Source organism: Vreelandella neptunia (genome assembly GCF_000712975.1).
Classification (GTDB): domain Bacteria; phylum Pseudomonadota; class Gammaproteobacteria; order Pseudomonadales; family Halomonadaceae; genus Vreelandella; species Vreelandella qaidamensis.
In genome coordinates this window covers 166,676-179,229 of sequence record NZ_JHQL01000006.1, presented here as the reverse complement: position 1 = coordinate 179,229, position 12,554 = coordinate 166,676, and the positions used below count along the sequence as shown (strand labels likewise).

5 protein-coding genes are annotated in these 12,554 nt (G+C 49.5%); 3 read left to right on the top strand and 2 right to left on the bottom strand.

Annotated elements, in window-relative coordinates; translation table 11 throughout:
- Positions 1-594: 594 nt before the first annotated feature.
- Positions 595-2,304, bottom strand: coding sequence for an ATP-dependent helicase (locus CR46_RS0116535; protein WP_030074529.1), 1,710 nt, complete (start codon positions 2,302-2,304; stop codon positions 595-597).
- Positions 2,304-4,049: an ATP-dependent nuclease gene (locus CR46_RS0116530; RefSeq protein WP_030074527.1), complete on the bottom strand. Its 1,746-nt coding sequence runs from the start codon at positions 4,047-4,049 to the stop codon at positions 2,304-2,306. The genes CR46_RS0116535 and CR46_RS0116530 overlap by 1 nt, the downstream gene beginning before the upstream one ends.
- A 416-nt stretch (positions 4,050-4,465) precedes the next feature.
- On the opposite strand from CR46_RS0116530, the gene CR46_RS0116525 reads away from it, so the two are divergent.
- From CR46_RS0116525 to CR46_RS0116515, 3 genes are all read left to right on the top strand, one after another.
- A complete protein-coding gene (locus CR46_RS0116525; protein ID WP_030074525.1) occupies positions 4,466-5,308 on the top strand; it encodes a hypothetical protein in 843 nt (280 codons plus the stop codon).
- 312 nt (positions 5,309-5,620) lie between these two features.
- Positions 5,621-6,580 carry a toll/interleukin-1 receptor domain-containing protein gene (locus CR46_RS0116520; protein ID WP_030074523.1) on the top strand — a complete coding sequence of 320 codons (960 nt, stop codon included), beginning with the start codon at positions 5,621-5,623 and terminating at the stop codon, positions 6,578-6,580.
- A 598-nt stretch (positions 6,581-7,178) separates the two neighbouring features.
- Positions 7,179-12,551: a hypothetical protein gene (locus tag CR46_RS0116515; protein ID WP_030074521.1), complete on the top strand. Its 5,373-nt coding sequence runs from the start codon at positions 7,179-7,181 to the stop codon at positions 12,549-12,551.
- Positions 12,552-12,554 lie beyond the last annotated feature (3 nt).

Sequence of the window (12,554 nt, the reverse complement as noted above, 5' to 3'; positions counted from 1 at the left end):
CGGCTGGATTAATCCCACAGCTTCTATTATTAAAATAGCCAATTATTCTGAGGCTGGTGCATAGTTATTTTGAGGCTGGTGCATAGTTTAGTGATCAACAGGCACGCCATCGGCGCAGCTGTAGGGCAAAAAAGAAAAATGAATGGGGTGGGGAATAAAATGGGGTGGGGAATAAATCGCCTGACGGTCGTTAGAAGAAATTGTTGATAAAATAGAGAAAGCTAATGTGTTACATGCACGTCACAAATGTGTCGCGGGGAATTAGCCAACAAACAAACACAAAAAAGGCAGATCAGTAAGTAACTGATCTGCCTTTCAAAATATTGGTAGCGGGGACCGGATTTGAACCGATGACGGTTATGAGACTGATGAAATAGGGACATATTATATGTCCTAAAATTACGTTTAATGCTCTAAAATCATCATTCGGAAGGGTTTTTTCTGGGTTGCGTTCGTGGAGGTAGTGTCATTTAAGAGCACATGAGGGAGCTTATAGTTGGCACAAAACTTGGGGAAATTCCTTGAAAGGAAGTGACCTTCGGGCCAATCACAGGGCACAGTCAAGCTGATGAGATAGGTCGAACGTAGATGTCCTTATGCCTCAGTTTCCTGAAAGCCAAGATCGAGTAATCCTGGCCGTAAATCAACTAACGCACTGGCTGGCACACCAAGCCAAAACAGGTTCCGGGCACGGGTTACCGCAACATAGCCAATACGCCCAATCTCTGTATCCACGCCGTTCATTAAGCCTTCGGCATGTTCCTTATTTGTCAAATACAACACTGCATCCAGACTTTCTCCCTTCGCCTGATGAACTGTGTCAACGCGAATGCGGGGTCGGTCATTATTCCCATTCAGGTCAGCGGCAGATAGTAACGGTCCATCAGGCAAATCTCTTGTAGTGAGCTTGCTACCAAGCTTATTAACGCTCGTCAGACCACAATCTTTATTAATTTGAGCCAGCAAAGTTTTGACTCTATTAAGTAATAGGGGGTGCCACTGCGCTTTTCCTGTGAGCGATACACCGGGCAGTCCCGAATCAGGATTACGAGTAAAAGCCCAGATGAGCCGACGTAACGCCTGATCCTCACGTTGGGATGTGAGCTTAGCCAACATCCCATTTGGAGCATCAACGAGCAGGTTGACGATACCGATAGCCACCAGCTTGAATGCACCTTGATAGTCTTTAAAACGCTCGCGCAGAATTGCAGCCTGTGTAAACCGTTTGACGATGCCCCAGCCTGGGGCCCCTTTGTTGCCAGCCAGTTTATCTGCCTGTTTGCGTCCGCGGCAGAGTACCGCCGAACGCTCCAGCCTAAGGCCAGCGGCCTCCACTGCTCTCTGAAACGAAACAATGAGTTGCTCTCTGTCATTCTTACCGTAAGCTACAAAGAAGGGACCATGGACTGTATCAGGCGCTTCCCTATCTGCGGCATCGGTTCGTCCGGCCAGATGGTTGGCCAGATCAAGGATTGGTGGCACGGACCGGAAGTTTCTCTTCAATTCGAGGCTATTTACGCCGTCACGTTGCCAGTACTTTGACAAGAACGCCCCATCAGCACTGGCAAATTCATAAATACCCTGATTTGGATCACCTATCAGTGAGACCTGACAACCAGCACTCACTAGCTGCTCGATGATGACCTGATGAACCGTTCCGATATCCTGAGCCTCGTCAATCAGGATATGCGGATAACGGCGAACCAGAGCACGCAGAATCCCAGGTTGATCTGCTAACGTGCGATAGCACCAGTAACGCCCGAGGTTGTGTGTGTAGGCACCGATCCGCCCAAGGCGATGCACCACGTCTGCAGCTTGGGCAGTATTGAGCCTGTGCATTTCACTTTTAATATCCGAGTAGCAGAAGTAGACACCTCCAGCGTCAATACCGACCTGCATTTCATTGATAGCGCGCGGGTAAGGATCCGTTTGAAAGGTGAATCCTTTCAGAAATGCTTCTCCACCGGTCACAAGGAAAGCCGTCTGTTGCGCGCCCATCGTCCGATAGGCATGAGGGCGCAACACGTTTATGGTGATGAAAGTATCCAGCGTATCTATGTCCACGCGGTTGTTGACGTTGCTGCTGAGCCCCAGATCTTGATATTCCTTTTGGAAAGTATCTACAGCGACATTGGAGAAGGACAGGAGTGCCACACGACCACGATGATTACCAAGTTTTTGACGAATATTGGCCAGACGTCGCACGGCAGTGAATGTCTTGCCGCTGCCAGCACAGGCAATTACTGACAAGGGCTCTACTGAGGCATCTATAACCTGTGTCTGCTCTTCGGAAGGGTAGTTCACTACTTGGCCTCCACTGTTTGACAGGCATGAGAAATCGCATTCTGGATGTAGTCTGGCACTACAAAAGCGTTGCCTTCGGCAATAACTTGCGCAAGTGACTGGCCAAAGCGCCCCTTCTGCACATTATTTTGTTTGCGCTCAAACATGCCGCTGAATAGGGTCCGTGCTTTGTCTGCATCGCCTTCTTCCTCTTCGACCTTAGTCTGGAGGTCTTGCGCGATTCTCGGGTGCATATTTCTAAGTGCAGCCAGCATTGCGGTGCGATTAACGTCAACCAACGCCAGATCATATTCGAGAGTTTTGAGACCGCAGAAAACCTTAACGAGGGAATCCTCGTTTTTCTTCATCCTGGCGGTATTGTCTGAAACCCTAATTTCCTCGTCGAACGTGGGATAAACAGCCACCGTTTCTCCGATTTCATCCGCTTCACTTACTGGATCCGCGTCGGTGATCACGGATACTGGAATTTTCAGGGCTTCCTCGCCAAACAGAGGCAAAAAAGAGTCAAAATTGAGTCCTTCGACACTGATCAGGCTGACGCCGTGCTTGCGCAGGTTATAGCCACACATTTCCGCGAGGACATTGACCAGCATCAACTCGGCCGCGCCTTCAACGAAGATGATACGACGGGCAAAAAACAGCTCAGCACGGGTCACATCAAGGTAGCGTTCGAGCTTTTCTCTTTTTCCCCTTTCGAATTGGATGGTGCGTGGGAAGAAAGTCTCCACGCCAGTGGCTGTTTCGACCAGACAGGTGAGGCTGTCGAGATTAGCAATGCTGGCGAAGTTGGGGGAATGGCTAGAAACAAACAACTGAACGGGCTTCTCACCCTCCCCATCTTGAATCGATTCCAGGTAATCTAGCAACACCGCCTGCAACTGCGGATGCAAGTGTGCCTCAGGCTCCTCAATGATCAGGCCTCGGTAACTCGCGTCAGCGTTCCTGGCCAGCTCACAGAGAACCACCGCCATGTAAATCAGATTGTTAAATCCAAGGCCGTTCTGTTCAATTTCGAAGTCGTCCACCACTAACGACAGGCGTGATGCCAGCTTCTGAAAATCGCTTCCGCTCAATCCCAAATCCAACACTTGGGCTAGCTGAGACCCTAGCATCGTGTCATGCCGACTTGTGATGGCCGAGTGAGCGGTAATAATGGGATCGTGGCCCCTTAGCTCTTCATCGAGCAGTTTAAGTGCTTCATTAATTCCATCACGACCTTCATCATCGGCTAGGAGCTGAAATAGTCGAGCCAGCTTGCTATGGCGATTGGGCTTGAGACCCTGTGATGCATCTCTAAGAGGTGGCAGGTAGACACCGCGAAGGTTCTCGATCATATCTGCGGTCAGGCCTATCTCTTCATGGTCTCCACACCAACGCCTTACTCGCAGCCTGCCAATCTTGTCAGCTTCTGAATAACGGATGTTAATGTGAGCTTCAAACCTGCCATCTTCGTCCGGCTTCAGTGCTGCCAGAAAGTCGGCTTCGTCGTCTACGTCCAAATCCTGGAAGACGTACTTAAATTGGATGTCACCTGCCGCATCGCCGCCCTTTGGTCGATGCATATCGTCGTTGTCAAAGCGCGGGTATGGCTCGTCGTATCCTGCAAGTAGCGCGCGCAATGCATCAACAATAGCGGTCTTGCCAATGTTATTAGAGCCGACCAGGACGTTCAGCCCGGGCTGAAACTCAAGGTCAACAGATTGCAATTTTCTGAAGTTCGTTATTTTCAGTTTTGCTAGATACACTGATGTAGCGCCCCCTGTGGATCGGTTTTTAATTAATCCATTGTTATCACGACTGTGTAATCAACACATCACCTGCGCCCCATCCCAGAAATGGTCATAAGCGGTTACCCCAGCAATAGCATGCTTCTATACCAATGTGATACCCCAAGCCCTGGTGAGGAAAAGGGCTATTTTCGCTCCCTAAATAAATTTTATCCCGCTAGCCCTTCCTTAAATCGTTTCAGACCTTCGCGTTTAGTGGGAGGCCTCAGTGGCCTCAAGCCTGCCATATTTTGTACGCCTTGAGAGTGCTTACTAAAATTAGATATGGTTGTGGCAACAGGTACCTAAAGCTCACTAGAAATAAACGGTTTCGGGTACCGACAGCCTGAGAGAAGGCCGGTAAGCTATCTTTCAAACTTCACGGAGATAAGCACATGACTCACCTCAAGCCGCCAGCCTCTCCCCTAGCCGTTTGCGAAGACATTCTGCGAAAGGGTAAACAATACAATTTGGAGCATCAGTGTTTGCCGAGTGAGAACAGAGTGATTGATAGACTGTTGAACAGAGGCCACGAGCTGGAAAGCGCCTATCTGGAACTGCACCGTAAGCTCGGCCATCACCCTCATGCACTGCAGGAATTTCTCGCCAAGCTTTTGAGTACAGCCGCATTTTGGAAACCGGAAGACATGAAGGCCGCCCGTGCTAGTCGATATCGTCTCATTGAGGTCAATCGGCAGATTGCGGACAAAGCTATGGAACTCTCGACGCTGCTGGATGAGCGCAGCGTGCTCCATAATCATTCCGGCTTCGCCAGCAATACCCATTATCATGTCTGCGAAGTAATCGAAGAAGCCTCTGAACACAACCCTTTGTTTGGAATGGAGATTGGGGATAAGCTTAGCCGCTTACATTATCAATATGACCTAAAATATTGGCCATCACTAAGCGACTTCATGGACGAACTAGCCCAGGATGCTAGCGACGCAGATATTGAAGCTACTGATCCGCTAACCAAGGCGGCCACGGAGAGCTCTAGATCGTCAAAAGGTGATTTTCTCAGGGCCTTCCTCGCTGCCATCGAAGAAAGCAGTGCTCAGGTGTTTGGGCGGCTGCCCAGTGACTTGAAGATCACGGACAATACCATGGCCTCCTTGATTAACTGCGCACTGGAGCTAAGGGTGGACGAGATGGCCTCCGCCGACTATGTGAAGCGCTTCCGGCAGAAGGAACGCGATCGCAGTAGAAGGACATCCAATTGGACGTCAGCCAGCAAATGAAATGATGAAATAAACACTCTGCTCGGATATGCCTGATTCGAACAAAATTTCAACTTAAAAGTAGAGCGGTATAACCATATTGTATGTGCTATGCGTCACTTGCTGCATCAACGCAAATGCTCCCATCATGAACGCTAACCGGGTCTCACAGTGCAAATAGGTCGTTTATTATCACTGGCTGCTTTGCGCCGAATTGTGTGCATGCCATAGATAGGACGGATAACCTCTTGCCGAAATGCTAAATATAATTTTTCTTTAAGAGATGAAAAAGTCGTAAGATCAGTCAGGTCTTATAGGCTTGGAGTACTCATTTTGCCAAACGTTTTTTTCTCATACTGTCACGCTGACGAGGTGCTGAGAGATCAGCTAGAAAAGCAGCTAGCGATGCTCAAGCGTCAAGGTGTTATCGACAGCTGGCACGATCGAAGAATTGATGCTGGTCAGGAGATCGACGCAGCCATTGATGAACATATCAACAGCGATGAGATAATTTTGCTGTTAGTGAGTCCTGATTTCATTGCTTCCGACTATTGCTACAACATAGAGATGGCGCGTGCCATGGAGCGACACAACGCTAAGGAGGCAATTGTCATTCCAGTGATTTTGCGAGCATGCGATTGGCACCACGCCCCATTTGGAAAACTGCTTGGCACCCCCCAGGATGGAAAGCCGGTCACTCTCTGGCCGGATAGGGACGAAGCATTGTTACAGGTCGTGAAGGAGGTTCGCAAAGCGGCTGAAAGGTGGCGAAGCACTCAATCAAGCGCCGAACGCGTGGATGTTGGGGCTTTGATGCATACCCAGCAGACTGTAGTTGCCGGCCCGCGTTCGAGCAACCTTCGAGTCGCTAAGACCTTTACTCAGCTGGACAAAGACCGTTTCCAAATCGACACTTTTGAATACATTGCGCGCTTTTTCGAAAACTCTCTGAATGAGCTCCAAGCACGGAACCCAGGCTACGAAGGTGTATTTCGTCGAATTGATGCTAATCGGTTTTTTGCGACCATCTACAAAGATGGTGAGAGCGTCGCGACGGCGACAGTGTATGTTGGAGGGCAAATGGGAGCAGGGATCTATTACAGTCAGGGTGGTGACTCTTTCAGCAGTAACTCCTTTAACGAGGCTCTTTCGGTGCAAGCAGACGACCAAGCCCTTTACCTAACGAGCATGGGAATGGCTTTCCAGGGGCGTCAACATCAGAAGCTATCTCAGGGAGGGGCAGCAGAAATGCTTTGGGAAATCGTTATCGCGCCACTTCAGCGTGCAAGATAACTTCTCTATCGGAAACTGGGCCCCTGCTGATTTATGGGTGTTAAACCCTATCCCAAAATAGGCTTCGCATGGGATAGGCTATTCCGATGACTACCTTCTGAGGCTGCCTAGCGCTTGGGTGCTGAAACGCCTGTTGGACCCATGTGCACTTTGGACGGTTGTGGCATCAAACTCGTCAATTACCAGTGAGCAGTGATAGTTGCCTTTTGCCCACGATACCTACTTAGAGTTAAGCAACTGTTTCCCTCAAAGTGGCCAAAGCTATTTGGGTGCACCGCTAGTTGATGCCCTAAAAATGTTTTGCCACCACTTGTGAACCACGCCACTCAGGAAGTCTCTGGTCTGCCGTGCATATAACGTTAAATGTTGCCTGGGCATGCAACATCTGTTCACGAAGTTTAGCAAGGCAGAATTTGTTTGGCTGGTGGCCACACCGTCTCTAGTCATACGAATAATCAAAAATGTCAGGGTGACAGCTCTGGTGCGCGACTACTTTGGCTACTAGTGCTTGGTATCAATAGATATTAGTAGCTATCACTATTATTTATATGTTTTTTAGATATATAGTAACTGTCTATATAAGAATGAATAAGTCGTAATGGTAGAGCATACGTTCGCGGTCCAAAGAGACGATATAAGCACTGGTAAGCAAATAGCGCGCTTTGGCCACCCCTATCGCGATATATGCCAATGGGCTGCCCAGCATGATCTTAGTGATGCTCTGGAACTGGCTTTTTGGACGCTTGGATTGGATCACCAGGTCGTCGCGATTGGCAACCTGGTTAATGAATTTCACCATCCTGAATCAAAAGACATTCTGACTCGATGGCGGCAAAATCCCACCCTTGCCTCGCTAGATGATCTGGCGAAAGCCATTCGTCAAGACTCCTTGATCAACCGTCAGTATCCTGCATTTCTTCATGCAGGAGACGCTACAAAAACGAAACAAACATATAAAGGCAGCCTTAAAGAACAAACGTTTCTTATAACGTTAATTACTTACCCGCTGCCTGGGGCGGAGCAATCATCTGAATACGTGTTAAGGCGTGCGCTACGCTTGTGGTTGGTCGCGCAGGCGGCGAATCGGGTAGTGAAAGAGCATTGCTTAGCGGATCGAAATATCAGTACCGCAGCGCGCTTTTTGATTGCAGACCGCTATCAAGCGCAGTGGCAACTCGTTGATGATGTCTTGCGCCGTGCCCGACGTTACCTGACACCTGATACTTGGACATTTGAACGTTTTACTGACGCGTTGTCTTTGGCTGCTAAGCAGTACAAGCAAAGCCATACATTTGGTAAAAGTGGCACCGCATTCATCAATGCCATCATCGAGATTGCCAGTGGTGATACAAAACCTTTCACCACTCAGCGCGATTTCCCTCCGCAGCCTTTTGTGCATGCTGAGTTATCTGCACCCATTTCTGAGCCGACACAGTTAATAAGCCTTGATGAGTCATCTGAACAGTTCATAGAAGTATGTCCAAGCCCAGATGGTTGGCTAGATGAAGAGGCTGATGAGGCGATTTACTTACTGCCGGTTGATGCAACGGATACGCAGGCTCAACAAGAGCTGACAGGGCGTAGCTTTTATCAACAACAAGCGGAAACGTCCCATTACCTGCCGTGGAGCTGTTCCAAGCTTTTGCCGCCTGAGCGTTTACTGATTGAGCAATGGATTGCTCAGCAGCTCAAGCATACTGATCAGCGAGAGCGATTGGGCGGAGCGTTAGTGTGGCTCGCGATACGTTTTTCCCGCTCGCTCAGCCAAGTACTTGCCATGGGCATTGGAGACGAGACCCATGGGGAATGGTCTTTAGCATCAAACCTCAAGCAAATGCATCGCCTGTCTCCGCGTCGACGTAATGCCTGGAAACCTAATATTGCCGCACAAGCTTATGTGGCAGCTGTTCACGAAAAGCAGTGTATTGGGCTAATCCCCGAAGTAAGAGAGACGCTTGTAATCAGTAGTCAGCCATTAACCACCCAAGCGTCACTGGCAGAACTGTGGCAGAGCGTATCGCCAGCCCAAAAAATTGAGGTGTGGTTCAATGAACGCATGAGCATTGCATGCCCACGCGTTACCAGCGGTAAGCTGGCTGAGGTATGGGGCCAATCTGTTTTTGATGCGTCAGGCAATCACCATTTCGCGAGGATGTTAACGGCTCACCCCAATAGCGCCTTACCTGGTGCGTGTAGCTATGCTAGCTGGGATATCGAGGCGATTGAGCAAGGACTTGCTTTACCTTATCAGTTCCACGGCGCCGAAACGTTACAATCGACGAATCAAGGCAGCTTGTTGGTACCGCTTGAAGCCCAGCTCAATAGGGCGATTAGCGAAGCGACTCAGCAGCTCAAAGAAACGTTAAACGGCAATGATCTGGTGCGTCTACATAATCAGTGGACCAGCTACTGTGTCATGGCTCTCTATGCGGCAACGGGGAGTAGGTACCTTAAAGACCCTTTTGAAAGCACACGGTTTTTTAATCACGACCTCCCTGCTGTGTTTATTAATGATAAAGCGGAAGGCAGCGGTGTGCGGAATGGTCGTATGGTGCCATTGGCCGATAAGGCGATTAAGTTTGTCGAGGCTTACCTCTCGTACCTCCAGCGTCTCGCCGAGCATTTGTTGAGCACCCATCCTGTAATATCATCGCGAATAAACACGCTATTAGAATTGCCGGCGAAGGCTGAACAGCCCCTGTTCTTTTTACTTGATGAGTCGCTCAATTGGCACTCTATGCCAGCGACTGATCTACCAGGTGCCACCTTATTCGACTGGCCACTACCCCCCAATCTTTTCCGTCACCGACTAGCACAGCAATTACCCTTATTAGGCGTCGATAACGAAGTTGTGGATGGTTGGCTGGGGCATGCGGAAAAAAGTGTCGCCACCTATGGCGACACCTCGGCCCGGTGTTGGATGGACGATTGGAAGGCTTACCGTAAAGAGGTCAACGAACTCTTTGAGCGACTATCGTTTGATTTGCTAGCACCACCTGCCTCCTTGCCAGTAGCTGCCGTGAGCAGCTTGCGTGATTCAGCGACATCTTCCCGGGCATTTGGGCAGCGGCTACGCGAAAAAAATCGTCGCTTGGCAACACGAAACGCTATCAGAGCAGCGCTTAACGATATTGAGTTGTTTCTAAAAGGGCGTGATATGGCCACGCTGTCCGCTGATGAGATTAAGCAACTGGGGCGGCAAATGTTGCTTCAGCAGGGAAAAACGCCTTACCCCTCTGCAGCCTTACGGTTTAGTGTGCTGACACGCTTGCTAGAGCGGCATGAGTCACCGCATCGCCATGCGTTTCAGCGCCGTTACATTCCGATGTTGCCGGAAAAAACGCTGATTCATGAGCACGCTCCCGCTTACTCTGCATTAATGACTCAATTGACGCATTGGGCATCGACTATGCGTCCATACGCCACCCGAACCCACTGTTCTAAACGCCAGGCATTAGCGCTCGGTGCGTTACTTTTGTGTATTGAAAAACGTATTTGTTATATGCGCCTGCTGAAGGATGTGTGCCAAGGGGACAACTTTCGGCTGTTATATCACCGTAAAACCTATTACTTGGAGTATAGCGAACAGTTAAATAGCACCAGCTGGCAAGCCCCCGTGCAGCGCCACACAGTGTCATATCATGTGGCATCACTACTAACTTACGGCCAACGCCTAACATCTACCAAAGCGCTCGACGATACTTGGACGATCCCAAAACAAGCGCCGCCTTTGCCTGAGGCGTTGATTCAGTGCTGTGAGAGTCAAGAGTGTATAACGATCCAGCAGATACTTAGGCAGGCGGCCGCTATTGTCGATCAAGCCAATCTTCTGAGATTACCGGGCGTAGTGGCTGGCGCGTTAGCAGGGCGGATAGTGGCCACCAGCCTCCCTATGCAAGCGCACATTCGTATGGTGCACGGCAAATCGCTGATATTCCCACCTTCAGCAGTCAACACTGAGGATTTGGAGCTCTCGACAGCGTTGCCAGCGCTATTACGAGCTAATGGCGATAAACACGAGCTGCAGCAACAGGCGGTACTTCTTTTTAAAGAGGTGAAGCAAATCTTGGATGGCTACACCAAGGCGCAGGCTAAAATAACGGCAAAATCACTGGAGCAACTGGTCACACAGCGAAATGGTAAGGTTAGTAGCGCCATCATGCTGTTGGTCATCTGGATCGCGGCGGTTATCCGAAGGGGCAAGGGAAAAGCGGGAAAGCGCTTTAAGCCGTTCGAAAGCAGTAGCATTCATCGCTACTGGGGGACGTTGCGTAAGCTATTTGAGGAACTGGCGTACGGTGTCGATTTGATGACGCTCGGTAGTGAAGAGGTCACTGCTTTTTATGCAGGGTTGATTGATTACCAAGAAAACCAGCTAAGCGATATGAGCTATTTTAGCCATCGCCTGCGCTCTTTTCACCGCGTAGCTGCCTCTCTTGGTGTTGAAGAGCCTGATTGGGATGAGCTGCCCGTCGCAGAGCAAGGGCGTCACGTGCGTGCTGAAATACTCTCAGAACGGGAGTACCTTGAGACACTGAAGCAGATAGGGACAACCCAACGAGACTCCGATATTGCCTGTTTACTTCAGTTTGTATTGCTATGTGCGTATCGCTTTGGATTACGACTTGATGAAGCGAGGGGATTGCTCCGGCGAGATTGGTGTACATCTCATGGCTACAGTTGGGTGCTGGTTCGGAATAATCGTTATCGAACGCTCAAAAGCGAGGCCTCTCGCCGCGCCGTACCGCTTTTGTTTTCTCTCGACGCAATAGAGCAACGCACTATCAATGCCGTCTTTAACCGTCATGATGCACTGTTGGGCGGGGAAGCAGCCACGCCACTCCTCGGTGAGATGCGTAAGGGTAGCGTCGAAATAGCGCTCAGTGCTTCAGCCATCAGTGCTGCTGAGATAGATGCATTGCGTCACGTGAGTGGCAGCTCATCACTATCACTACATCACGCCCGCCATGCGTTTTACAATATAGTGGCGGCCTCTCTGCTGCAGTTAAGTACGCCTGTGGCTACAAAAATAATTCAGCATGTAGATCACGCTCATCTTCGTCAGATGGTGATGGGACAACAACATCATTGTTCACGGCGCTTGATGATGGGTTTGGCGCGTTTGATGGGCCACCGGCAGCCATCAACAGGGCTGCTGAACTATCATCATTTGATTCTAGAATGGGCGGATGAGCTGACGCCTGTTAAAGGGACAAATAGCAGCATTCTCAAAGAAGCCCTACAACCGCTGGATTTTAAACTTTACACGCCGGCTTCTGCGGTACCTCAAGAGCTTTCTTTGTTTAACGAACCAACACCGCATTTACTGATGAAAGCGTTGCGACTAGGCGCGCTAAGGCAGAACGTGCGACGAGCGAGTGAGGCGTTGGGGTTGTCCCCGGTACATGCTGCTATCCTTGAAGGTGTTATTAAGGACGCTGAAAAAAATATGCGCTTCAAAATTCGGGGAAAAGACCAATGGGTAACATCGCAAGAGTACCCCTTAGGCCTACTGCGCATTATCAGCGACGCTGCATGGGATCGCCTGCTTGAGCATGCTAAAAAAATTGATGGTGAAATCTTAACGACGAATGGGGCACTAGAACTCAGTGAGTTAGCTTGCCAGGTTGGACGGCACCGGCATCTACTGATGAGTGAAGCGAGGCACGTGGCAGTTATCGCTCTTACTATCAAAGCATTTAAAGTGTCCCCATCCAACTATGTCATCGCTGGAAAAAACTGCAGCGATGACGTAAAGCGCATGCTGCACTCGTATGGGTTGAAAGAGATAAGTGATACGAGTGTTCAGCTAGATATATTTGAAGTTGTAAAGGGTGGTAGAAAGATGAAGTATCAGCAATATGCCGGGCTGCTACTAGGTAAAAATGAACACAATATTGTTAGAAGCCGGTATGAGTTGGCAGTCGCTTACATAGTGACTGCCACTTATTTGTATATGAATAAAAAGTAGTTT